The following is a 22,435-nucleotide window of genomic DNA, read 5'->3' as shown; positions in this document are numbered from 1 at the left end:
TTAGAACAATCCTGCAATTTGAGTTGCGATTTTGTTTTCCAAAATAGGGGTTGCTTCAGGAAGTTTTAGTCCTGTTTTTACAGCTTCTGCAAAAATAATTGAATTTTTTTCTATATATTTACCCTCATAGGTTTGTTGCGTACTATTAATTTGGTTTGAATTAAGCTGTCCTACTTTATCGCTACGAACACTTCCGCCAAAGCTATTTAAAAATCCTGATGCTCTTTGATCTCTAACGCTTGCTTGTCCACTTACATTTCCGCTAGAAGTTAAAACTTTACCATCGGCTTTTTGCTTGATATTAATGTCAACTTGCATTTGCCAAATAGTGTCTTCGGTAAGTTTTCCTAAAAGTCCTCCTACTAAAGCACCTGCTGCACCTGCTGCAACCATACCGCCTGCACCGCCTCCATTATATCCGCTAATTGCTGCACCTGTAGCACCTGCTGCTACAGCACCGCCTGCAACATTATTTTCTTGTTTTTTATCGCAATATAAAACATTAGTACTTAAAATATAAGTTGCTTTATCAGGATCATCTATAATTTTATACCCCTTGGTTTCTAATGCGCTTCTTAGTTTAGGTTCTAAATTAACTTCGTGTCCGCTTGTATTTTTAATATTTAAGAATACAACTCTTTTTTCTTTTGCCACGGGATCTAAAAAGATGCTTTGACTCATAGTTGCATTAGTTTGTAAAGTTGTTGTTAGACAACCCGTAAGCAAGCTTGCTGCCAAAATACTGCTTAATCCCATTTTTAAAATTGATTTATTTATTTTCATTGTTTTCCTTTTTAGTGAATATTTTTTCAAAAATTTCTTTAACCTGCTTTTTAAATTTTAGCACGACTTTCTTCCGTTTCGCCCGTTAGCTCATCCAAGCTTTTTTCTATAGCATTGAAAATTTTTTAAAATAATTTTTTTCTTGCTCTTTGGCATGATGTTTTGAAAATTCCTTAGAAATTTTAGATTCTAAATAAGTTCTAGAGAAATCTGTTTTATTTAAAATCACTTCTAAGTATACAGTAGCTTTCGCTTCTATGTTATATTTATTATTGACAAAGCTATCAACCAAAATTCAACTACATTCCTGTCCTTATTTGTTTTTATTCTCCTTTATAAAAATATATGTTATAGTGTTTAATTTTCTATATTTAAGTCCTGTTCCTCCTTTATTTGGTATAAACTATCATTTATATTTTGAATTAATTTTTCCAATACATCGTTTTTATCTAAATCTTTGGTAGATTTATATGCAAATAACGAAGAGCATAATAAAATAGAACCTATAATTTGTTTTTTCATTTTTTTAACCTTTCTTATTATTAATCTTTTCCAAGTTCTACCATTTTGTGGATAGGAGCTGTATTTTCAATGTGCTTAAATACAACCAAGCAGTCTTCGATAATAGTTTTTGCTTCTTCTTCGGTGATTTTTTCATCAAATAGTGCAATTAAATCTAATTTGATATATTCATTAAGTTCGGTGAAATCACCTTCATTAAAACTATTAATAATAGAAATTAGATATGCTTTGGCTTCATCATCTCTTTGTTTGAGTCTTTTAGCTACTCTACAAATAAATGAAGTAACAAAATGTAATTTTCTGTTTATTCTAAATAAGAAAAACAATCTTTCCCAAATCTCTTTGTTTGGCACAAGCGAAAGAATCTTCCCTAAGGCTTTATTTTCTAGTTCCACTATGATATTTTCTTCATTTTCATATAGAAATAATTCACTGATTAATTGACTCAATTCTTGTGAAATTTCATTTTTGAATGTATCTGTATTCAAATGAGGTTCTTTGCCAAAGAAAAGAAAGTTTGGATTAGCATTGAATCTTATAATTAATTTTGCAATAAGCTCGCAGGTTGGCTTTACTCTGTGTTTTTCATACATTGAGATATTTGTCTGTTTGATGCCTAATGCTTGTGCAAATTCTGATTGTGTCATGTGCAATCTTTTTCTAAAATCTCTTATATACATTAAACCTCACTTATTAAAATGCACAGCATTCTTTTTTCTTAAAAAGCATAAAGGTGAAATTATCTCCTGCTACAGGATAATTCTTAGCATAACTCCACAATATGCCACTTTGTCCTATTCCCATTCCCATAGGATGAGGAACAGGTGCTAAAATTTGCAATCTATAGGATGATTTTCTCCAAATAGGCATAGGATATTCTCCACAAAGTCCTAATTGCCCTGCGCTGATGCACTATCTGCCATACAAGCAAGATTTAAAATGGGATTACCAAATAGCAAAGCCTCAGGATTGATTAAAGCTGTTAATTCATCATCTTGCCACAAAGGATCTACTTCTGTCATATAGGCTATATCCACACCGCCTGTAATATTCATACATGCTGCATCAATTAAAGTTGCTATCATGCCTAGAACTAGGATGATATTTTTAATATAAAAAACTTTAATTAGAAATTTCTTGATAATTATATCATTTTTTAGAAAAAAATATATGTTTATTATATATATTTATAAATTTTTTTTATAAATATATATAATAAACATATAATAATTTTTATATTGAAGATATTTTAGATATAAAAATTCAATTGAAAAAAGTCAAAAACAAATGCTTTTTAAGTAATGAATTCTTTAGCATGAATTGAAAGTTTACCCAATTGCAGATAGCTATCATCAATTTGTAAAAATTCACTTTTAATCCTATAAAATAAGCATTTAATAACAAAAATACTTACAAAAATTTATTAAAATATAATATAATTATGTTATATAAATAAGTTAATTATGAAAGGAATAACAATGGATAAAGCAGAAGTAAAACTTAAAAAATCAAAAATGACTATAACCGAAAAACTCATACTTGCTCTTTGGCTTTCTTGCGGAGTTACAGCTATTGTTTTGCTTTTGGTATATTTAAAAATTATCACTAGCTTTATAGGTATTTTAGGGCTTTTATCTGTATCTAGCCTTGTAATTGCTTTTGTATTATTCCTTGCTAAAAATATAAAAATAGTTCCCTATGATGAGAAAAAGCATGGGAGATATGAAAGAAGCACAGGATTTATGAAAAGCGATTCTACTAAATTTGATTATATGTTTGGTTTTGCGTAAGATAAATAAGCCTAGCCAAAAAGCTAGACTTATTTTTTTCTCATAGCATCAAACAAGCCTTGAGCTTCTTTTGCAAGCTCATTGCCTGATTTGCTTGCATCTTGCATTATCAAAGAGCTAGGATTTACTCCCATTTTCCTATTAGCATCTTGTTCTATTTTACATATAATTTTACATATATAATTAAAAAATATATAAATTAAATATAAAAATTACTAAATATATTTAATAATTATGTAAAACATTATTCTATTTTTTCAAATATATTTTTAGATACAATCAGGGCTAATATTAACACACAAAACAAGGCAAAAAAGAATATTCAATGAAAAGATTATCTGTAAAAGGCAATAAGGGAAAAAACAAAAAAACTTATGATCAAATAATGGAAATTTTATCAATACAAGTAAAAGAAAATCTACCATCAAAGGTAGTAGCTTCTAGGTATGATATAACCTTGCAAACAGTATATAAGTGGAGAAAGAAATATACAAAATATTTAGAAAATTACGAAAAAGTAAAACAAGAAGCTGAAGAAAAAACTTTAAAAGAACCCGATTTAGAAAATGAACATATTCATATATCAGATTGTGCAAAAAGACTAAGAACTTTAAGAATAGCACTCAATCTAAGTCAACAGCGTATAGCAAATATACTTGGAATATCCCAAGCTCTTTATGTTAGATTTGAGAAAGGATATGGACAACTCAACAGCTTTATGATTAAAAAACTTTACAAAACTCTAGGAATCAATCCTATTTATCTAATTTGTGGAGAAGGCGATTGCTTTCTAATCAAAGACATTGATTTATTTGAAAGAATAAATAACGAACAAAAGAAATACAACAAAAATCAACTTGAACAAGAAAACATCTTAAACTATTAGATAAATTTATCTATATTAAATTAATAATATAAATTAATTCTCTTTTTTAAAATAAACCGATCTTTTAAATAATTTCTTAAAGAGCGTTATTATAACAGTTCCATTTTTTACCTAAGTAATTGAAAAAATGGGTGCAGTGAGGTTTTAAGACGAATACAGCGAAATTTTACTTCATTAAAACAAAAGGCTCAAAAATCTTTTTGCAAGGAAGATTGGTTTAAGAAAATTATACAGATAAGGAAGAAAAAAATAGAACAAGCTATAAGATTGCTGTTGAAACTATGAAGTTTTTAGATAGCAAGCCTGCTGATAATAATCAATCGGGTAATCCTTATGGCAATGTTCAAGCAACTCCTGAACCTGTGAATCAGTCTGTGCAAAAACAAGTACCTATTCATCAGTTTGAGGAACAACAAGGAGAAGATCTTCCTTTTTAACTCTAAGCATTTAACCCATAGTTGGGATATTTTTATCCCATTATGGGATATTAATACCCCTTGACTTTTAGCATTTTTTTGTTATAAGATAAGGAGAAGAAATATGAAAGATTTTTTCAAAAAACTATCGATATTTACAAAAATACCCACAAAAGCAATCTTAAGATTCATGGAATCTATTGCGTAGGATTATTTGTAAATAGTCTTTATGGTTTGCAAATGGGAATAGTAGAGCTTTTATTATTCTCATCGAAAGTTTGCTAATTTTGGCAATAGTTGCGCTATTATCGATCTTTCTTAAGGACTGATCTTTTTTTGAAAAAAGGAGAGAGAATGGACGGCTATGATATAGCTATTTTAATCGGTGCTATCACTCTTATTTTTGGTACATTGGCTTTAGTAGCTCACTATTTTAACGACAAACACACTAACGAAACTAAAAGCTAATTTTTAGCTTTTAGCTTAACACGCCCTATAAGTTGGGAATAGATTTTTTTATTCCCTTCTTGGGCAATATAAATTTCTATTCCTTTTTTATTTAAAAATACAAAAAAGGAAATAACAAAGAATACAAAAATCACAAACACTCAAAATCAAGCTGTTAGCACTTCATTCACACAAGAAAAAATTGAACTGATCAAAAAACACTTCTTTCTTGACAATGCTACAATTGCTGAAATGGAATATTGTCTAAATATTGCTAACAGGTACAATTTAGATCTGTTTTTAAATCTATTTAAGCAGAAATCCCAACTACTTTAGCGGTTGGGCTGAATGCCAACGAGCTTAGCGAGTTTTATCCTTGATTGTTTCAGGGTTTGCTTCGCCTACACTGCAAGCAAAAAATCCATCGGTCCAAAAAGTCTTTTTTTCAAAAATATTGTTTTAGAAATGGCTGAAATCCCTTGTCTTTTCAAACATAAAAAGTAGTTATTTGTTTTATCTTTTAGACAATATAGCTTATACTAACTCTTAGTAAGTATTGTATTATTAAATGGATATGGTCTATATCGCTTTCCATAGCTAAGATTATAAATTCTCCATTCTCACTTATTTCATCAATTTTAGCTTTTATAAAATTATTCAAATCACCTTTTAGAAGTTTCTTTCTATATTTAAAAACTAAAATTATATGTGTTTTTAGATTGTGCTTAGAGCGATTTGTAGAGATATATCCATGTAGTTCACAATTATTCTTTTTCATTTTTATACTCACATTTATATTTTTATGTTATTAACATAAAAACAAGGAATACTAAACTTTGCCAAGTGCTGTAAAGTATAGAATCTATCCTACAAAAGCTCAAAAAGAATTAATTCATAAACACTTTGGCTGTGTTAGAGTAATTTATAATGATTTCTTAGATTATCGCCAAAAACAATTTAGTAAAGGCATAAAAGAAACATACTTTACTATGCAAAAAGAGCTTACTATTCTAAAAAAGCAAGATGAATATAAATATCTTAATGAGTGTGCTTCACAATCTTTACAAATGGCTTTAAGACAATTAGTTGCTGTCTTTGATAATTTCTTTGCTAAAAGAGCAAAATACCCAAATTTCAAGTCAAAGAAAAACGCAAGGCAAAGTTATGCTATTCCACAAAATATTAAGCTAGATGATAAAAAAGTTTATATTCCAAAATTCACAGAAGGCATTAAAGCTAAAGTCCATAGAAAGCTTGATAAGGATTATATAATAAAACAAGCCTTTATTTCTAAAATAGCCGACGAATACTACATTACAATTTAAATCTTTACCTAAGCCGAAAGTAATAGGAAATGCTGTTGGTTTAGATATGAGTTTATCAAATCTTATTATTAGAAGCAATTGCATAATTTATAAAAATCACAATTCTTACAAGATAAAGAAAATAAACTCATAAAACTTCAAAGACAACTTAGCAAAAAAACAAAAAGGTTCAAATAATCGTACAAAGACTAAGCTAAAAGTAGCTAAAGCTCATCAAAAAATTACAAAAGTAAGAGATGATTATTTACATAAGATAAGCGATGAAATCACAAATTTATATGATTTTATATCTGTTGAAAATCTAAATATTAATGGTTACATACTTGATACTAGCTATCTATCGATGAAACAAGAAGCCCACTTGCTTTAGTGAGTGGATGATTCACTTTTGGAAATGAAAACACAAGTTTAGATTCATATAGCTTTATCTTTGTAGATGAAATACAATTTTTCAAGAAAGATTTTTTGGAACAAATTATCAATCTTTCAAGAAAAAAAGAAATAACTATAACAGTAGCAGGTTTGCTTAATGATGTAAAAGGAAATGCTTGGGGCAATGTGGAAACACTAAAGTCTTACGCAGATGAAATTTTGCATTTAAAAGCGGACTGCGATTGTTGTGATAGAAAAGAAAGTGCGGCTTTTCATGTGGGCGATGGTGGTATCAATAATAACTACTTTGTTTTTTGTGAAGAGTGCTATAAAATGTAGTTTATTTTGCACATAATTTGTGTTATAATTTGTGTATAAAATTACACGCAAGGAAAACACATGCAAAGAATTAATTTAACTCTCAACAATGAGGCAAGCTTAATGCTTGATAAATTAGCAAAGGAACTAAAAATGAGTAAAACTCAGATTTTAACAGACGCATTAAAGCAAATGCACGAAAATAAAAGAATAGAGCAAAGAAAGGCTTTATGGATAAAAAGCTTTGAAGCATTTAAAAATGATGAAGAGTACCAAAAGGAACAACTTGAACTTGCAGAAGCAGGAGTGGGTGATGGTATCATCTAAAATTGTTAAATATGGCGAACTTTGGATTGCTGATTTTGAACCACAAGTGGGCGAAGAAATTACTAAAAAACGCCCTGCATTGATTTTAAGCAATAATCTTTTTAATTCTAATCAAAAACTTGTTTTTGTTGTGCCTTTAACAACTTGGCAAGATAAATTCTATAAAGGAATTTGGTTTTTAAAGATTGACAAGAATGCTACAAACAATTTAAATGTAGACTCAGCCATAAATTGTTCTCAAATAAAGTCTTTTTCAAAAGATAGATTAATTGAAAAAATAGGTGAAGTTGATGAAAAGATTATGAAAGAAGTCAGGATAATACTTGATGAAATCTTAAGTCCACAATTCAACTCTTAATTTCTACTTTTTACACTACAACTACACAACACAATGTTCATTATTGAAATATGTTGATATAAGAATGTAGTGCTTACTTAAAACTCGCCTTTAGGGAATGCTTTTATTCCCTAAAGGGATTATTAGTATCTCTTATTGGCTAATCAATTAGGAGATGCAAAAATGTTAACTTATACAAACGAGCTTGTTGTAGCTAGGCTTGCAAGAGCTTTAGCTTATAAAGAAGCTAAAAAAGACAAGAGCAAAGTTGATTTTTTAATAAATCTTTTCAAGAAACAAATCCAAAACTGCATTAAAGCGACAGAGCATTTTATAGATCGTGTATCACAAAGTCGAAAACGATACATTATCAGTTGCTATTTCAAGAGCTATTAGAAACACCTCACCTTTACAACATGGTGCTGACTATCATATCGCAACAACTCAAAAATATCTTGATAAAGATAGCAATATTGTTGTCGTTCTTGAAAGACAAGGTGAGTTTGGAGCGGTTTTAGTTACCACATATAAAAGAGGACAATAAAATTTGCTTTCTGATGAAGAATTAGCTGATCTTAAAAAAAAGAGGAGTTTTGCAATGGGCATAATATGTATGTTTGGGATATTTAGTTTGGCTTATGTTTTAACTATCGCTTTAACGCCTGATTTTGAACAGTTTTTAGCGGAAAACCAAATTAAAAACAGTCAAGATTTTGCTGATAAATTTAGCGATACTCTTGATGAAAATCAATGCTTTGATTTTCCTAGAATTCTTTGCTATAAAGAAAACTTAAAAAACACACCTTTTGAGGATTACGATAACGAATACTTTGTATTTATTCCACAAAACAAAAATATCAATTTCGATAGTCTAAGTTATGCTACTAGCACTTTAAAGCTTTTAAACCAAAAAGAACTTTTAATTGAGACTATGAAGATAAAGATTGAAGAAGGTGAAATCAAATACATTAGCGAACTAATTCCTATTATTTTTGAAGGAAAGATAGGCAAAGATATAATAAACTTTTAAAAGAGAAATAGGCTGTCATACTTTCAAACATAATAGAATAGCAAGAATAGTATTAGTGGATATTTGCATAATGAAAAAAATGAAATTCTTAAAGAATTGAAATACTATATGCAGTAATTATGATATAATGAAAGAGAAATACAATGCAAGGTAATATAGTGAAAGATTGTTATATTTCAGAAGGTGTAAAAGCTTTATTTGCTGTTTATTTTAAAGATCAAACTGAGGAAAGTTTCTTTAAAGCTCTTAATGAGTTTGCTAAAGAAAATCAAATAGCATCTCAAAAAATAAGAGATAAAACCTCTAGAGAAATTAAAGAAGAGCTTTCAAAATTAGTAACTTCAGATCTTTTAAATGCTAAATTTGATAAGGTTGAAACTAGAATCGATAAGTTTGAAACCTCATTGAATGCTAAATTTGATAAGGTTGAAGCTAGAATCGATAAGATTGAAACTAAGCTAGATAGTTTTAGAACGGAAGTTAAAACATATGTAATTATTCTTGCTGTTTTAATGTTTATTTTACAGCCTACAATTTTTGATTTTATTATATCTATTTTTAAATAATTTTTTAAAGAAACAAGATTCTTATTCCTTGCTTGCTCAACCTTTTTTTATTTTAATTTTTTTACGAAGAATTTCAACTTCTAAAAATAAAAATTTATATTATTTTAAAGGATTTAACATGCAAAAAAATATACAAGACTGTGTGGTTAATGTTCATTCTTATGATCCAAATTCACCAAGCGGTTATAAGCAAGATTTGTTTGATATTTCAAATGAAGATTTTGTTAGAGAATATGAATTTGTAGATAGTTCTGATTTGGATGATATGGTAAAACACAAACAAAGTGATGAAGTTTTTAAAGTGTTTTATAAAAAAGATGGGAAAAATAAGACTTCTTAGAATTAGTAATATGCAGGCTTTAAATCATTTTGATCATCTTAAGGGTGTAATGACAAAAATAATTTTAGATAGTGGTTTTAAGCCTGATGAATAGAAAAGATTAATATGCGTAAAAATCAAGAATATGCAGAAGAAAGGTTTTATGGGCAAAAAAACTTTCAAAACATCTTTTAAAAGAAAAAGATACAGCAAGTATTTATAAAAATATTTATCTTTGGGATGAATGGGATAAAAAGGATGGGCAAGATTGTGGTATAGATTTAATCATCCAAACAAAAGATGATGATTATATTGCAGTACAATGTAAATTTTATGAAAGCTCAAAAGTAGATTTAAAAGATTTAAGCACTTATTTTAGCAAATGGCTATGTTTTTATTAAGTATTGAAATTTAAGCTTTATTTTGCTAAAATATCTACATTAAAAATAGAACAATAAAGGCGGTAAAATGGCAACTTCTAACGCAGAACTTGAAATCGTAAAACAGCTTTTTAGCACTCTAAGCGATGATGATAAAAAATCATTTCTAAAATCTATCAAAAACAAAGAAAAATCAGAGCAAAATTTAATACTCTCAAAAGAGATAAAAGCGTGTCCGCATTGCAAATCTACTAATTTTGTGAAAAATGGAAAAAAAGATGGCAAACAAAGATTTATGTGTATGGATTGTCATAAGACATTTACTGTTACAAATAACTCAATCTTTTTTAAAACCCAAAAAGACCTTGAAATTTGGCAAAAATATATCCATTGTATGATTGAAAAATACTCACTTAGAAAAACCGCTGAAATTTGTGGCATTGCACTATCTACTGCGTTTTTTTGGCGACATAAAATCTTAGACACATTGCAAAAAATGCAAGATGAAGTAAAACTTAATGGCATAGTAGAAGCAGATGAAACATTTATGCCTATCTCATATAAAGGTCATCACAAGGATTTTAACTTTCCACGCTTAGCAAAGAAAAGAGGAACTGCAAACACTAAGCGTGGCTTATCAAAAGAACTTGTTTGCATACCTTGCGTAGTAAATTTAAATGGCAAATCAATAGCAAAAATATCTAATCTGGGTAAGCCAAATATTGCTAGTTTATCCAAAGTAATACAAGGCAAAGTTGAGAAAGAAAGCGTATTTGTAACTGATAGCCTACGCTCATATTTAAAACTATCAAATGAAATGAGCCTAAACCATATCCGCATACCACGAAACAAACATAGTAACGGCTCGTTTAATATTCAAGTCGTAAATAACTACCATAGCAGACTTAAATCAATGCTTGTGTATAATTTTAAAGGCGTGGCTACTAAGTATCTAAATAATTATCTTGTCTATCACAACTTTGTAAATTTTGCAAAAGAGAGTAGAAAAGATAAAGAACAAATTTTGCTAAACCATATACTAAACACAAATTGCATAAGCCAAAGCATAAGCGTAGCAAATAGACCTGCCGTGCCGTTATTGGTAGCGTAAGCTGTAAAAAATTAAAAAAGGAATAAAATTGTCATATAAAAAATATTTAAACAATGTTACATTGGGTGATTGCTGTGAGCTAATGAAAAATATTCCTAATAATTATATTTCAGGCTGCATAACTGACCCACCATATAATTATGAATTTTTTGGTAGAAATTGGGATAATGTAGAAATAAAACGCAGAAAAAATAAAGCAAATAACAATAAAAATATATTGGTAAAAAATATACCTTATGGCAGTGGGTTAGCAGGAGGAGTTAAAAATGAAAGATGGTATAAAAAAAATAGGGATAATATTTTAGAATATCAATCTTGGGTGGAGCATTGGGGGAAAGAGTTATATAGAATTTTAAAGCCTGGTGCGTTTATAATGGTATTTAATAGCAATAGGAGTGTGGCACATATTCAAATAGCACTTGAAAACGTGGGTTTTTATACCAAAGATATGTTTATATGGATAAGAAATAGTGGTATTCCAAAAGGCTTAAATGCTTATGAAAAAATGAAAAAAGATGGATATGAATTGGCAGAAAATTGGAAAGGCTGGCATAGTGCAACAAGAAACAATTACGAGGCAGTATCTGTCTTGCAAAAACCAATAGAAAACAATTATGTAAACAATGTAAAGAAATACGGAGTAGGACTTTTAAAAACAGAAGGCTATATAAATCATAATGGCTTTCTATCAAATATATTTGAAGGCTATCAAAGAGATAAAAAAGATGATTTCAATAAGCATATAACGGTTAAACCAATAAAACTTATAGAAAAATTAGCAGAGATGATTGTTCCAAAACAAACAAATAATATTATAATTGACCCTTTTATGGGAAGTGGGACAACAGCATTAGCTTGTAAAAATTTAGGTATTCCATATATTGGTTTTGAATTAAATGAAGAGTATATTAAAATAGCAAATATGCGATTATCTTAAAAAATCATATTTGGCTTTTAAACAAGCCAAATATTGAACTATATCTATTCCACTATAGTTTATGATAAAATTAAAAGCATCTTTGTCAGAGATAATTTCCCAACCGCCGTTTATAGCAGCAGTAATAGCTGCTGGTAGGTTATCGTTTCTTAAAATCAGGAAAACTGGATTATATCCCATTTCTTTTAACATTTTTCCATATAATTTAAATTTTTTCAGCGTTCCACTATCGCCTGAACCAATTCGATATTTAGCATCAATTGCCAAATTACCTATGAAATAATCTACAGGGTGGTCTGTTCCAAAATCAACACTTTCTGGTGGCTTAAATAGTTTATTGGAAGTAAAAAGCTCTTTGGTTATTAATTCCCAAACTCTTCCAAGCTCTCTATTCCAATATTGCATATTTTGCATTTTTGTTTCATAAGTTATATTAAAAAAATCCATTAAAATATCTGAGTCAGAAACAATTGTGTCAAATTTCTTTGATTTAAAATTACTTTTATATTGCGACAAAATATCAATAACATTACGTTCTATTTGCTCTATAACTATATTCATCATTTTAGTAACTCCGACAAATCAGCTCCTAGAGCTTTTGCAATTTTATAAGCATTTATTAGGGTAATATTTTTCTCACATCTTTCTATACTGCCAATATAAGTTCTATGCAGACTAGATAATTCTGCTAACTTTTCCTGAGTAATATTTAGTGCTTGTCGTCTTTTGCGAACATTTTTTGCAAATATGTTTAAAATGGAAATCATAATTTATATTTTATAAATAAGTAACAAAATAAATCAACACTCTATTGATAGCATTTTTTAGAAATCAATACACTATAAAAACAGAGCCTAGCAAATTACAAAGTGGAGTAGGGGAGATTAAATTTAGCAAAGGTATTATCATAAGCACTAGCGATCTCACTCAAAACGCTAAAAAAGAAATAGAGCAAATTTCAAAAAATATACCTATAGAATTGATAACTTTAAAAGTAAAAACCATCACAACTAATATTTACACAGCTTCTCTTAAAGTCTTATCTTTTGTTTTAATAGGACTCAATAAAGTCTTTAAGCTTGTGGCTATTGGTATTAGAGTATTAAGCGTGGCCATGATGAGCAATCCTATTGGTCTTATTTTAGGAGGTATTGCAATAGTGGCTGGGCTCATCATTGCAAATTGGGATAGGGTTAAGTCATGGTTTATGTCTTTTATAGAATGGCTTAGACCTGTTTGGGAACCTATATACAATGTCATTAAAGCCGTGTTTAATAAATGCAGCAGTGTGATTGGCTATTTTAAAAACAATGCTTTAAATATCATCTTTCCTTTTGTGGGGATATTAAAATTTATTTGGAAACCCATTTATGAAGTTTTTAAATGGGTGTTTGATAAATGTGCTCTTGTATTTGCAAGTTTTAAAGATATTATTATGAGTATTGCTTCTCCATTAGCTGAGTTTTTAAATTCTATTTGGCAAGGCATTGGGGATTTCTTTTATAGTATTTTTGGTTCTTTGTTTGAATGGTTTGCCTCTAAGCTTTCTTGGGTAGGAGATATGATTTCATCCATAAGTGGCTTTATAAAAGATGCTCTTGATTTTGTAGGACTTGGAAACGATAAAGAAGTTAAGATAAGCCAAAACGAACAAACCAAAGAAAAAATCTTTGCCACAAATACTTATAAAGATGAATTACAAGCAAAAAGTATAAACCATACTCCAAGCTTTAATAATGGTAATATCAATGTAAGTGTTAATGGCACTTTTAACATAGCGACTAAAGATGGCAATTTTAATATGCAAGAATTTGCAAATACTATACAAAAAAGTGTATTCGACGCTTTAAGAAAGCAAGAACAAAACAAAATTAACACTACAATTTATGGATAAAATATGAGTGAATATATAGAGATTAAAGGGCTTGAAAACTTTTTTAAAGCTTGTGATAAATTAATAGATATGGATAAACACGGGCAAAGCATTATGGCGGGTACTGGTGAGAGTATAAGAAATAGCATTATAGATTCTTTTAAAAATGAACGCAGTATTTTTGATGGAAAATGGAAAAGCTTAAAACCAGCTACCATAAAGCAAAAAATAAAAGAAGGAAAGAATAAAGGAATTTTAAAAAGAGATGGAGAATTAAGCAATGCTTTAAATTGGCAAAGCGAACCTACTAAAAGTGGCGTAAAAGTCTTTAATAATATACAGAGCAAAAGTGGTTTTAAATATGGACTCGTTCATCAATATGGTAGTAGAAAGAAAAATATACCTGCAAGATCTTTTTTGCCTATAGATAATAATGTTTTACATCAAAGCATAAGAAGCGTGATTTATAAAGATACTAAAGATTTTATTGTAAAGATTGCCAAAAAATAATAGCAAGGAAAGCATAAGCTCTCCTTTTTCTAAAAACTAGCAAAAGCATTATAGCTTTATTTTTAAAAACTAGTTAATTAAATTTTATTTTGAAAGGAGTTTGTATGAAAATCAATACAGACAAATTTCTAAAAACTAGCCCATTAATTAAACCTACGCAAACTAAATTAAAAGCTCCATTTGCTTGGGTAGGTGGCAAAAACTATTTAGCTAAAGAAATCATCGCTTTAATGCCTGAGCATAAAAGCTATATTGAAGTTTTTGGAGGAGCTTTAAGTGTCTTTTATCAAAAAAGCCCTTCAAAAATAGAAGTCATCAACGACATTAACGACGAGCTTATTAATTTACATCTTTGTATAAGAAATAAACCTCAAAGCTTAACAAGCATGCTTCATTCTATGTTGGTAAGTAGAAAAATATTCCATATGCTTAAAAACAAAGAAGTTAAACCAAGAAACAATATAGAAAGAGCAGCTTTTTATTTTTATCTTATAAACACTTCTTTTGGTTCAAACATGGGGCAGTTTGCTATGAGTAAGCAAAGAGCACCCAAAAAACTTTATAGGGATTTTAGCTTACATACAAAAAGGCTTAAAAATGCTAGTATTGAAAATAAAAGCTTTGAATATATCTTAAAAGAATATGATTATAATGAAGCTTTGTTTTATTTAGATCCGCCTTATGTGGGTACTGAGAATTATTATAAAAACACAGGAGGTTTTGGGTTAAAAGAACATAAGCTTTTAAATGAATTGCTTAAAAATATCAAGGGTAAATTTATGCTTTCTTATAATGATTGTGAGCTTATAAGAGAGCTTTATAAAGATTTTAATTTTAAGGAGTTAAAAGTAGGTATTCTTTAAATAACAATGTTTTAAAAAGAAAAGAAAATAAAGAGCTTTTGATTATGAATTTTTAAAAGTTAAGAGAATATTTTTTATATTCTCTTTTATTTTAGTAAAGAGCTTAAAAACTTTAGGGCTTCTTTACTAAAATCTTTATTGCTTTCTTCTAGATACTCTTTATCTAAAATAGCTCCGTATTTTAATAAAAGCAAAATCGCTCCAAAATTATTGTGAGTTACTGCATAAAACATAGGCTCTTCGCCCATGCATTCTTTAGTAGCACTCATGCCATTTTTAAGATATTCTAAAACAAGTTCGTTGTTATGGTTGCAAATAGCGTTTATAAAAGTCTTGCTAAAACCTTTTTTGATATCTACTAATACTTTACTCATCCTGTCTCCTTTTGTTTTGATAAGACAACATTAGCTTGACAAGGCTTAATGTGTGCTGTTGTTTGGCTTCTTTTTAAAATTAATCTGCATTAACCCAATATTGCACTACATTTAATAAATGATTATAATCATTACTCATGGCTTCTTTTTGAAATTGACTTATTTCTTCTTTGCTTACACCTGCTTTTTTCAAAGCATTGCTTACTCTTGCTAAAATACTAAAAGCATTGCCATCTTCTCCTACTAATTTCACATAAACATTAGGGTATTTCATCTTTTCTCCTTAAAATTCACAAAAGGTGCTTTTTAGTTCATATCTTTGTTTTTCATTATTGTATTTAACCACAAATTTTCTACCTATAATATATCTTTCAAACAAAGGAACTTGTATAAGACTTTTATCTTCATTCATCTCAAGGTTTTTAGCGATTGAATAAGAGTTTATACCCATATTATAAATAGTCATAAGCTCTAATATATTATCCCTAGCAAGATAATCTTTCTCTTTTAAAAGTTTTTTGTACAAAATCCTAAATTCATCCTCTAAATCTTGCATAATTTTTTCTTTTAATTCTTTATCGGTGTAATTTTTGATATCTTTCATGTTTATCTCCTTTTTTGATAGAACAACCTTGTGTTTTATACTCTCTGTGAGATTAGCTTGACTTAGCTTATTGTGTGCTGTTACATCTTAGAAAGTTCTCCAATTACCACACCAATTAGCAAAAAATCTCCATTTTTATAAAAGATATCTTCATATAAAGGATTTAAAGAGTGTAAAATCACTCCATCATCTAGTTTTAAAACTTGTTTTATAAAGAGTCCATCTCTAGCATTGATCACACAAATACTTCCATCTTTTATAAATGACTCCATGCTTTCTCCATAGCAAGTGATAAACTCACACTCTTTACTACCAAAAAAGTTTAATAGTTTTTCATCCACAATAAGTTCAGAGCAATCTATTAAGTCATTTATTCCACCTCCGCCTAAACTCGCATTTGTTTTATAAAGCTTTAAAATTTTATATTTACCCTCACATTCTAATTGATCTTTTGGGGAACTTCCATAGAAGAAATAATTAATACTTATATATTTCTTTGATTTAAAAAGTTTAGGATTTGTGGATATGGAATGGAGTTTCTAAATTTCATAGAATTAAAAGTATCAGGATGGATACCTAATTCTTTAGCTATATCTTTAGTCTTTAATTCTCTTTTGCCTTCACTGGCTAATATATCTTTTAACTTTTCAATCACTTCTTGCATTTGCATGTTAAATCCTTTGATTTTAATTTCAAAGAAATTTAACAAAAAATTACAAAAAGCAATTAAAAGCTTTTGTTTTAAAAGGTTAATTTTTTAAGTTAAAATTATAAATTTATAAATAAAAATATACTTAATTTTGTATTAGAAATTAAAGTCAAAGAATAAAGCTTTGACTTTACAAAGCAACTTTAAAATTTTGACTAAATTAAAAAAATTTAGTTATTATTTTAATGAAATTTAATTATGTACTTAAAGGAATTTTAATGAAAATATTAAAAAATAAATATTTTATTCTATGGATGATCGGGTTTTTTGTAGTCGTATGTTTATGTTTATATTTTAATTTAGAAATTAAAATTATTGTATCTGCCATTTCTGCCTATGTGGTGTCCAGCTCATTGGCACTAAATGCTTATTCTATTTTTGAAAAAACAAGAGCGGATAAATTTAATTTAACAATGCAGTTATTATTTAAATGGGATGAAAAACATTTTATAGAGGCAAGAGATTATACAAGAGAGCAACAAAATATAAAAGAAAAAAAAGGAGATAAAGAAATATTAAAAGAAATTAAAGAAAAACCAGAATTAAAAAGATCAATTATAATGACGATGAATTATTTTGAAACACTTCAAACTTTTATTGAAAATAATAGGATAGATGAAGGTATTATAATGGAGCATTTTGCACATATGTTAAAAGATATCTTGGAAAGGTATGATTGTTACTTAAATAGCGATGATTTCAAAAAAAATAATCCCTTGGGATTCAAAAAACTTATAAAATTAAAAAATAGATGCGATACCTATATATTATAATTTAATTTAAAAAATAATATAGCTATATTTACAAACCTAAAACTAAATATAGCTATATATTTATATAAAAGTTAATATACCACTCTTTATATTTATCTTTTAAAAAACATTATAATTGGCAAAAGTTATCATCAAAGTTAAAAAATAAAATCAAAAATAAAAATAATTTTTAAATAAATTGAAGTAATCTTAGTCTATTATAAGATTACAAAAACCAACTAAATGTTTAAGTTTTCTATGTAACTATCCTCCAAACCTTAAAGCTATAGATAGTTACATACTATTTTTATATAAAAAGTGGTTAAAGTATGATTATATAGTGTTTTATAGAGATAGTTACAAGGTTAAGAAAATATAAGAATATTTTAAGCAAAAATGTAACTATCCTAGAGAATAAAAAACACTTTTGGGATATAAAATTTAAAATCAAAGCTCGTATTTATCCGCCTTTTAAACAGCATTTAATCAGTTTTTTTGGGATAAAACGGACATTTTAGGATATTTGGGATATTCTACGCTTTAGATTAGGAAAGATAAAAAGTTGTTTTTATATGCTTTAAAAGCCTATTATTTGGGATTTTTGCTAAAATTATTTAGGGATAGTTACATGTTCTTTTTAAAATACCCCTTACAGATAAATTTTTAAACACACACATATGCGAAATAAACTAGTCTGTGGTTTATTTTATAAACCTAAGAGATTCACTTTTCTTAGGTTTATTTTGTGATCGATTTAATAAATTATTGCTATAATGTACTACCGTCACGGCAAGTAAGATCCGTTCGGGCATGCCAAAATTACACAAATAATAACTAAAACATCATTTCCTTAACATAATCTAACAAAACAAGCTCATAAATCGATTTTAATTATTTAATACTAGGTTGATATTATTTTGTAGTAGATTTTTGGTTTTTTAAGTTTATTTTTGTCTATATTTTGTGGTATTTAATTGTAGTAAAATCTTTATAATATTTTCAAAATCTTCAACATCTTCATTTATAAAGCACATTTATTGCTTAATATGGTGTATTTACAAGCATTGATAATATCTAAATCAGGATTTTTTCTTGTAAGCTTTTTATTTTGTTTGATTGCTTTACTCTAGCAAGTTTTGATTTATAGAGATTTTTATATTTATTATAAAGTGAAGAGCTAATGCCAATTAAAACACCTTCATTTTTGGTTTCTTTAAAGACTCTTAAGGCGAATTTGATACATCCATTTTTTCTGTTAATGCGTCTTGTATCATAAGGATTTTTTAAAGAATATTTAGTGCAATTTGCTACCCAAGTGTGAATCGCTTTTTCTAATCTATTACTTTTGTTTTGTATAGGAGTTTCATCTAGTTTTATTTCATTTTTAGGATTATCAGCAGATACAGTTTTTTGAAAAATATATTTTTAAACACAGAATAACTTGCCCTTTTTAACAAAAATTTATAATATTTTATCATACAAAAATTATAAAATCATAACATTTTCATTTTTTTAAAAAACACAACAAATCTCAAAAAATCTCAAAAAAACACTAAAGGTAACTAAAACGGCATATCTGCTTAGCATGGAGTAATGATTGTTTTAAAATGGACTATTTTTTATAAATTTTAACTTATAAAACTCCAAAAATAAAGCTTTAAAATACAGTTTAAAATTTCCATTTCACTAGACTTTTTATCAAAACAAAAAAGGTAAGATTTTTTGAAAAAATTAACTTGGATTTTTTTGGATATTTTTTGTAACTTTTAAAAAATGAAGATATATTTTAAGAAAAAGATGAGAGTATTTTTAAGCTAGTGATCCAACTAAAATAAATTTTATTTTTACAAAAAATAAAAAAGATAAAATCAGATTAATTTTTATTTTAATATCAATCATGATTGCCTCCTTATAATTTAATAAAATATAAAAAGGATCACAGCTCAAGCTAATCGCTAGCTTAAAAATACTAAGTAAGATAATTTTGTAATAATTTTAAATTAAAATAATTTTTTTATATTTTTGATAAAAAGATTAAGATAATAGAATAATATTTGCTTAACCCTAAAAGCAAAAAAACCGAAAAAGCGGAGAAACCATTATTTTACCAATGCTAATAATTATAAAATTTCATATGTTTTAATGGTTTAACTAATTTTTAAGCCTTATGAATAAAATAAATAAATTAATGTATTTAGTTTATATGGAGTGTTAAAAATTAATTTTTGAGAAAAAACCGCTACCAAAACCGCTCCCTGAGTTTTTTAAAAACTTTAAAAAACACTTTGAAAAGCAATGGTGCCTGAGGTCGGACTCGAACCGACACAAGGTTGCCCTTACCAGATTTTGAGTCTGGCGCGTCTACCAGTTTCACCACTCAGGCTTTTGTAAAATTGTAATCATATCCATTTTAGACTAAAAAAGACTTTAAAAATATATAAAATATTTTAAAAAAATTTATTTTTAGGGAATTTTATAATGAAAAATATCAAAATTTTTTAAGGATAAAATATTATTAAATTTTTATTGATGTCGATATTGTAAAAATAAAATTGGAACAATTATTGCTTGTATTTACAAAGCAATGTTTGAAAAGATTTTTTAAATCAAAACTCCAAGGATGAATATGAGAATTACAAATAAGCTCAACTTTACAAATTCTATAAGCACTTCTATGGGTGCTCAAAGCTCCTTATATCAGATTTCACAACAACTCTCATCGGGGATTAAGATCCAAAATTCTTATGAGGATGCAAGTGTTTACATAGACAATACTCGCCTTGAATATGAACTCAAAACTTTAGAGCAAGTTAAACAAGCTACAAATTCGGCTAAAGAAATGACGCAAAATAGCATGAAAGCTTTACAAGATATGGTTAAGCTTCTTGAGGATTTTAAAGTAAAGGTTACTCAAGCAGCAAGCGATAGTAATTCTCAAACTTCAAGAGAGGCTATAGCTAAAGAATTAGAGCGCATTAAAGAAGGTATAGTTCAGCTTGCAAATACTAGTGTTAATGGACAATATCTTTTTGCGGGTTCACAAGTGGCCAATAAGCCTTTTGATTCTAGTGGAAATTATTATGGAGATAAAAATAATATCAATGTAGTAACCGGTGCGGGTACTGAAAGTCCTTATAATATCCCTGGATGGGATTTATTTTTTAAAGCCGATGGAGATTATAAAAAACAAATAAGTACCAATGTAAGCTTTACTGATAATCGTTGGAATCTTACAGAAAATCCTGATAAAACAGAATATCTCACAAGTAGTTCTAAATGGCAACAACTTATCGGTCAAGGTTATGTAAAAGATAATGGTTTAGATGTTGATAAAGATTTTGAATACAGTGATACTAAATTAAATTTTCCTCCTACTACACTTTATGTTCAAGGCACAAGACCAGATGGGACAAGTTTTAAAAGTGCTGTGCTTGTAAATCCTGAAGATACCTTAGAAGATGTGATGGAAAATATCGGAACTCTATATGGCAATACCCCAAACAATAAAGTTGTTGAAATAAGTATGAATGATAGCGGTCAAATTCAAATCACAGATTTAAAACAAGGAAATAATAAACTCGATTTTCACGCTGTGGCTTTCACACCACAGGCTGATGATAGTACGGAGTTGAAAAACATTATCGAAGCCGCTAATCAAGAAGGCATCACAATGGAAGAGGTTACAAATAGGGTGATGGCTGAAGCTACTGCAGCTCCTAGCGATGGAGATATTACAAATTTAAACAGCCCTGTAACTGTAACAATTAATAACCAAAACTTTACAATCGATTTAAAACAAACTGATTTTATTAAAAGCAAAATGACAGATACAGATGGAAATGCAGCCAATGGAGCTGATTATGATAATGTTTATTTTGAAAAAAATGGCAATACAGTTTATGGTAATGTTTCTCAAGTTATCAAAGGAAGTAATGCTTATGCTACTGAATCAACCAAACTTAGTGAAGTTATGGCAGGAGATAGTTTAAATGGCACGACTTTAAATTTAAAAGTCAATTCTAAAGGTGGAAATTCTTATGATGTAAGTATAAATTTACAAAATTCAACCGTAAGCTTCCCCGATCCTAATGATCCTACGCAAACCATAAGCTTTCCTATCATGCATACTGATCCTGCAACGGGAAATAGTGGGGTTATAACAGGAGCAAATGACATTACTTATGGGCAAATCAATGATATTATAGGAATATTTGCTGCAGATAAAATCCCTGCCGCAAGTATCAATCCAACCAATGGAAAAATAGATGCAGTAGATTATCAAAATATGCAACAACTCATGAAAGATTCTAATGCAACCGTAGATGTAAGTATGGACTATAAAGGTCGCATAAGTGTAACCGATAAACTTTCATCAGGAACTAATATAGAAATTTCTCTTAGTGACTCCCAAAGTGGGCAGTTTCCATTGCCTCCTTTTACCACAACTTCTAATGTGGAAAATGGTCCGAACTTTAATTTTAGCGCGAATAATTCTTTAACTATAGATGAACCAAATGTGGATATTATCAAAGATTTAGATTTGATGATAGATGCTGTTTTAAGTGGAAATATGAGGGCTGATTCTGAAAGTGAAGATCCAAGAAATACAGGAATGCAAGGGGCTTTAGAAAGGCTTGATCATTTAGCAGATCATGTTAGCAAGCTTAATACAACAATGGGGGCGTATTACAATACTATTGATGGAGTTAATACACGCACAACCTTTTTAAGTGTTAATGTCCAAAGTATAAAATCAAATGTGATCGACGTTGATTATGGTGAGGCGATGATGAATTTAATGCAAACACAGCTTGCCTATCAAGCTTCTTTAAAAGCTAGCACGACGATAGCGCAACTTAGCTTATTAAATTATATGTAAAAAAA

At 28.4% G+C, this 22,435-nt stretch carries 24 protein-coding genes, 1 tRNA gene and 6 pseudogenes; 18 read left to right on the top strand and 13 right to left on the bottom strand.

Annotated elements, in window-relative coordinates:
• The 5 genes from traT to AAID94_04580 form a co-directional block, all read right to left on the bottom strand.
• Nucleotides 1-783 (bottom strand): complement resistance protein TraT, encoded by a 783-nt coding sequence (traT, locus tag AAID94_04600; GenBank protein ID XAK23142.1) that lies wholly within the window; start codon nucleotides 781-783, stop codon nucleotides 1-3.
• A 357-nt stretch (nucleotides 784-1,140) separates the two neighbouring features.
• Complete coding sequence (locus tag AAID94_04595; protein ID XAK23141.1) at nucleotides 1,141-1,305, bottom strand: hypothetical protein; 165 nt, start codon at nucleotides 1,303-1,305, stop codon at nucleotides 1,141-1,143.
• A 20-nt stretch (nucleotides 1,306-1,325) separates the two neighbouring features.
• On the bottom strand, nucleotides 1,326-1,985 hold the full coding sequence (locus AAID94_04590; GenBank protein ID XAK23140.1) for a helix-turn-helix transcriptional regulator: 660 nt from the start codon (nucleotides 1,983-1,985) through the stop codon (nucleotides 1,326-1,328).
• 13 nt (nucleotides 1,986-1,998) lie between these two features.
• A complete protein-coding gene (locus AAID94_04585; protein XAK23139.1) occupies nucleotides 1,999-2,175 on the bottom strand; it encodes a TraU family protein in 177 nt (58 codons plus the stop codon).
• Between the two features lie 20 nt (nucleotides 2,176-2,195).
• On the bottom strand, nucleotides 2,196-2,390 hold the full coding sequence (locus tag AAID94_04580) for a TraU family protein (GenBank protein ID XAK23138.1): 195 nt from the start codon (nucleotides 2,388-2,390) through the stop codon (nucleotides 2,196-2,198).
• Nucleotides 2,391-2,783: 393 nt separating this feature from the next.
• On the opposite strand from AAID94_04580, the gene AAID94_04575 reads away from it, so the two are divergent.
• The 3 genes from AAID94_04575 (at nucleotide 2,784) to AAID94_04565 (ending at nucleotide 4,418) form a co-directional block, all read left to right on the top strand.
• A complete protein-coding gene (locus AAID94_04575; GenBank protein ID XAK23137.1) occupies nucleotides 2,784-3,095 on the top strand; it encodes a hypothetical protein in 312 nt (103 codons plus the stop codon).
• A gap of 325 nt (nucleotides 3,096-3,420) precedes the next feature.
• Nucleotides 3,421-3,981 carry a helix-turn-helix domain-containing protein gene (locus AAID94_04570; protein XAK23136.1) on the top strand — a complete coding sequence of 187 codons (561 nt, stop codon included), beginning with the start codon at nucleotides 3,421-3,423 and terminating at the stop codon, nucleotides 3,979-3,981.
• A 281-nt stretch (nucleotides 3,982-4,262) separates the two neighbouring features.
• Nucleotides 4,263-4,418, top strand: coding sequence for a hypothetical protein (locus AAID94_04565; protein ID XAK23135.1), 156 nt, complete (start codon nucleotides 4,263-4,265; stop codon nucleotides 4,416-4,418).
• Nucleotides 4,419-5,204: 786 nt separating this feature from the next.
• Here AAID94_04565 and tnpA read toward each other — a convergent pair.
• A pseudogene (tnpA, locus tag AAID94_04560) lies at nucleotides 5,205-5,622 on the bottom strand (IS200/IS605 family transposase).
• Between the two features lie 58 nt (nucleotides 5,623-5,680).
• On the opposite strand from tnpA, the pseudogene AAID94_04555 reads away from it, so the two are divergent.
• The 10 genes and pseudogenes from AAID94_04555 (at nucleotide 5,681) to AAID94_04510 (ending at nucleotide 11,866) form a co-directional block, all read left to right on the top strand.
• Nucleotides 5,681-6,491: pseudogene (locus AAID94_04555) on the top strand (RNA-guided endonuclease TnpB family protein).
• A gap of 89 nt (nucleotides 6,492-6,580) precedes the next feature.
• Nucleotides 6,581-6,880 (top strand): annotated as a pseudogene (locus AAID94_04550) (thymidine kinase).
• Nucleotides 6,881-6,940: 60 nt separating this feature from the next.
• Entirely contained in the window at nucleotides 6,941-7,186 is a 246-nt protein-coding gene (locus tag AAID94_04545; GenBank protein ID XAK23134.1) for a hypothetical protein, read from the top strand.
• The gene (locus AAID94_04540) at nucleotides 7,173-7,544 is read left to right on the top strand and encodes a type II toxin-antitoxin system PemK/MazF family toxin (protein XAK23133.1); all 372 of its coding nucleotides are present in this window, start codon (nucleotides 7,173-7,175) and stop codon (nucleotides 7,542-7,544) included. The genes AAID94_04545 and AAID94_04540 overlap by 14 nt, the downstream gene beginning before the upstream one ends.
• 319 nt (nucleotides 7,545-7,863) lie before the next feature.
• The gene (locus AAID94_04535) at nucleotides 7,864-8,067 is read left to right on the top strand and encodes a hypothetical protein (GenBank protein ID XAK23132.1); all 204 of its coding nucleotides are present in this window, start codon (nucleotides 7,864-7,866) and stop codon (nucleotides 8,065-8,067) included.
• A gap of 54 nt (nucleotides 8,068-8,121) precedes the next feature.
• Nucleotides 8,122-8,553 (top strand): hypothetical protein, encoded by a 432-nt coding sequence (locus AAID94_04530; protein ID XAK23131.1) that lies wholly within the window; start codon nucleotides 8,122-8,124, stop codon nucleotides 8,551-8,553.
• A 158-nt stretch (nucleotides 8,554-8,711) separates the two neighbouring features.
• On the top strand, nucleotides 8,712-9,119 hold the full coding sequence (locus AAID94_04525; GenBank protein XAK24781.1) for a hypothetical protein: 408 nt from the start codon (nucleotides 8,712-8,714) through the stop codon (nucleotides 9,117-9,119).
• Between the two features lie 118 nt (nucleotides 9,120-9,237).
• Nucleotides 9,238-9,459, top strand: a complete 222-nt coding sequence (locus tag AAID94_04520) for a hypothetical protein (GenBank protein ID XAK23130.1) — start codon at nucleotides 9,238-9,240, stop codon at nucleotides 9,457-9,459.
• Nucleotides 9,460-9,906: 447 nt separating this feature from the next.
• Nucleotides 9,907-10,929, top strand: coding sequence for an IS1595-like element ISCaje5 family transposase (locus AAID94_04515; GenBank protein ID XAK23129.1), 1,023 nt, complete (start codon nucleotides 9,907-9,909; stop codon nucleotides 10,927-10,929).
• 28 nt (nucleotides 10,930-10,957) lie between these two features.
• Nucleotides 10,958-11,866 carry a site-specific DNA-methyltransferase gene (locus tag AAID94_04510; protein XAK23128.1) on the top strand — a complete coding sequence of 303 codons (909 nt, stop codon included), beginning with the start codon at nucleotides 10,958-10,960 and terminating at the stop codon, nucleotides 11,864-11,866.
• Here the strand turns inward: AAID94_04510 and AAID94_04505 are convergent.
• Together AAID94_04505 and AAID94_04500 are read right to left on the bottom strand one after the other, a co-directional pair.
• On the bottom strand, nucleotides 11,858-12,430 hold the full coding sequence (locus AAID94_04505; protein ID XAK23127.1) for a hypothetical protein: 573 nt from the start codon (nucleotides 12,428-12,430) through the stop codon (nucleotides 11,858-11,860). The two genes, AAID94_04510 and AAID94_04505, sit on opposite strands and share 9 nt — an antisense overlap.
• A complete protein-coding gene (locus AAID94_04500) occupies nucleotides 12,427-12,633 on the bottom strand; it encodes a helix-turn-helix transcriptional regulator (protein ID XAK23126.1) in 207 nt (68 codons plus the stop codon). Before AAID94_04500 ends, AAID94_04505 begins: the two co-directional genes overlap by 4 nt.
• A gap of 215 nt (nucleotides 12,634-12,848) precedes the next feature.
• On the opposite strand from AAID94_04500, the pseudogene AAID94_04495 reads away from it, so the two are divergent.
• The 3 genes and pseudogenes from AAID94_04495 (at nucleotide 12,849) to AAID94_04485 (ending at nucleotide 15,168) form a co-directional block, all read left to right on the top strand.
• A pseudogene (locus AAID94_04495) lies at nucleotides 12,849-13,760 on the top strand (phage tail tape measure protein).
• A gap of 3 nt (nucleotides 13,761-13,763) precedes the next feature.
• Nucleotides 13,764-14,249 (top strand): phage virion morphogenesis protein, encoded by a 486-nt coding sequence (locus tag AAID94_04490; protein XAK23125.1) that lies wholly within the window; start codon nucleotides 13,764-13,766, stop codon nucleotides 14,247-14,249.
• Between the two features lie 104 nt (nucleotides 14,250-14,353).
• A pseudogene (locus AAID94_04485) lies at nucleotides 14,354-15,168 on the top strand (DNA adenine methylase).
• A 30-nt stretch (nucleotides 15,169-15,198) separates the two neighbouring features.
• Here the strand turns inward: AAID94_04485 and AAID94_04480 are convergent.
• The 4 genes and pseudogenes from AAID94_04480 to AAID94_04465 form a co-directional block, all read right to left on the bottom strand.
• Entirely contained in the window at nucleotides 15,199-15,486 is a 288-nt protein-coding gene (locus AAID94_04480; protein XAK23124.1) for a hypothetical protein, read from the bottom strand.
• 79 nt (nucleotides 15,487-15,565) lie between these two features.
• On the bottom strand, nucleotides 15,566-15,760 hold the full coding sequence (locus AAID94_04475; protein ID XAK23123.1) for a hypothetical protein: 195 nt from the start codon (nucleotides 15,758-15,760) through the stop codon (nucleotides 15,566-15,568).
• Nucleotides 15,761-15,769: 9 nt separating this feature from the next.
• Entirely contained in the window at nucleotides 15,770-16,090 is a 321-nt protein-coding gene (locus tag AAID94_04470) for a hypothetical protein (GenBank protein ID XAK23122.1), read from the bottom strand.
• Between the two features lie 80 nt (nucleotides 16,091-16,170).
• Nucleotides 16,171-16,760: pseudogene (locus AAID94_04465) on the bottom strand (S24 family peptidase).
• 257 nt (nucleotides 16,761-17,017) lie between these two features.
• Between AAID94_04465 and AAID94_04460 the strand changes: the two are divergent.
• Nucleotides 17,018-17,572, top strand: a complete 555-nt coding sequence (locus tag AAID94_04460; GenBank protein ID XAK23121.1) for a hypothetical protein — start codon at nucleotides 17,018-17,020, stop codon at nucleotides 17,570-17,572.
• Between the two features lie 2,275 nt (nucleotides 17,573-19,847).
• Here the strand turns inward: AAID94_04460 and AAID94_04455 are convergent.
• Nucleotides 19,848-19,934: transfer RNA gene (locus tag AAID94_04455), tRNA-Leu, on the bottom strand.
• Between the two features lie 243 nt (nucleotides 19,935-20,177).
• On the opposite strand from AAID94_04455, the gene flgL reads away from it, so the two are divergent.
• Nucleotides 20,178-22,430 carry a flagellar hook-associated protein FlgL gene (flgL, locus tag AAID94_04450; protein ID XAK23120.1) on the top strand — a complete coding sequence of 751 codons (2,253 nt, stop codon included), beginning with the start codon at nucleotides 20,178-20,180 and terminating at the stop codon, nucleotides 22,428-22,430.
• Nucleotides 22,431-22,435 lie beyond the last annotated feature (5 nt).

The sequence above is a fragment of the Campylobacter coli genome, assembly GCA_039516895.1.
Lineage (GTDB): Bacteria > Campylobacterota > Campylobacteria > Campylobacterales > Campylobacteraceae > Campylobacter_D > Campylobacter_D coli_B.
This window is presented reverse-complemented; position numbering and strand designations above follow the sequence as displayed.

Coding starts and splice junctions, on each gene's coding strand:
- traT (XAK23142.1), bottom strand. CDS start 783: ATGAAAATAAATAAATCAATTTTAAAAATGGGATTAAGCAGTATTTTG.
- AAID94_04595 (XAK23141.1), bottom strand. CDS start 1,305: ATGAAAAAACAAATTATAGGTTCTATTTTATTATGCTCTTCGTTATTT.
- AAID94_04590 (XAK23140.1), bottom strand. CDS start 1,985: ATGTATATAAGAGATTTTAGAAAAAGATTGCACATGACACAATCAGAA.
- AAID94_04585 (XAK23139.1), bottom strand. CDS start 2,175: ATGCCTATTTGGAGAAAATCATCCTATAGATTGCAAATTTTAGCACCT.
- AAID94_04580 (XAK23138.1), bottom strand. CDS start 2,390: ATGATAGCAACTTTAATTGATGCAGCATGTATGAATATTACAGGCGGT.
- AAID94_04575 (XAK23137.1), top strand. CDS start 2,784: ATGGATAAAGCAGAAGTAAAACTTAAAAAATCAAAAATGACTATAACC.
- AAID94_04570 (XAK23136.1), top strand. CDS start 3,421: ATGAAAAGATTATCTGTAAAAGGCAATAAGGGAAAAAACAAAAAAACT.
- AAID94_04565 (XAK23135.1), top strand. CDS start 4,263: ATGAAGTTTTTAGATAGCAAGCCTGCTGATAATAATCAATCGGGTAAT.
- AAID94_04545 (XAK23134.1), top strand. CDS start 6,941: ATGCAAAGAATTAATTTAACTCTCAACAATGAGGCAAGCTTAATGCTT.
- AAID94_04540 (XAK23133.1), top strand. CDS start 7,173: ATGGTATCATCTAAAATTGTTAAATATGGCGAACTTTGGATTGCTGAT.
- AAID94_04530 (XAK23131.1), top strand. CDS start 8,122: ATGGGCATAATATGTATGTTTGGGATATTTAGTTTGGCTTATGTTTTA.
- AAID94_04520 (XAK23130.1), top strand. CDS start 9,238: ATGCAAAAAAATATACAAGACTGTGTGGTTAATGTTCATTCTTATGAT.
- AAID94_04515 (XAK23129.1), top strand. CDS start 9,907: ATGGCAACTTCTAACGCAGAACTTGAAATCGTAAAACAGCTTTTTAGC.
- AAID94_04505 (XAK23127.1), bottom strand. CDS start 12,430: ATGATGAATATAGTTATAGAGCAAATAGAACGTAATGTTATTGATATT.
- AAID94_04500 (XAK23126.1), bottom strand. CDS start 12,633: ATGATTTCCATTTTAAACATATTTGCAAAAAATGTTCGCAAAAGACGA.
- AAID94_04490 (XAK23125.1), top strand. CDS start 13,764: ATGAGTGAATATATAGAGATTAAAGGGCTTGAAAACTTTTTTAAAGCT.
- AAID94_04480 (XAK23124.1), bottom strand. CDS start 15,486: ATGAGTAAAGTATTAGTAGATATCAAAAAAGGTTTTAGCAAGACTTTT.
- AAID94_04475 (XAK23123.1), bottom strand. CDS start 15,760: ATGAAATACCCTAATGTTTATGTGAAATTAGTAGGAGAAGATGGCAAT.
- AAID94_04470 (XAK23122.1), bottom strand. CDS start 16,090: ATGAAAGATATCAAAAATTACACCGATAAAGAATTAAAAGAAAAAATT.
- AAID94_04460 (XAK23121.1), top strand. CDS start 17,018: ATGAAAATATTAAAAAATAAATATTTTATTCTATGGATGATCGGGTTT.
- flgL (XAK23120.1), top strand. CDS start 20,178: ATGAGAATTACAAATAAGCTCAACTTTACAAATTCTATAAGCACTTCT.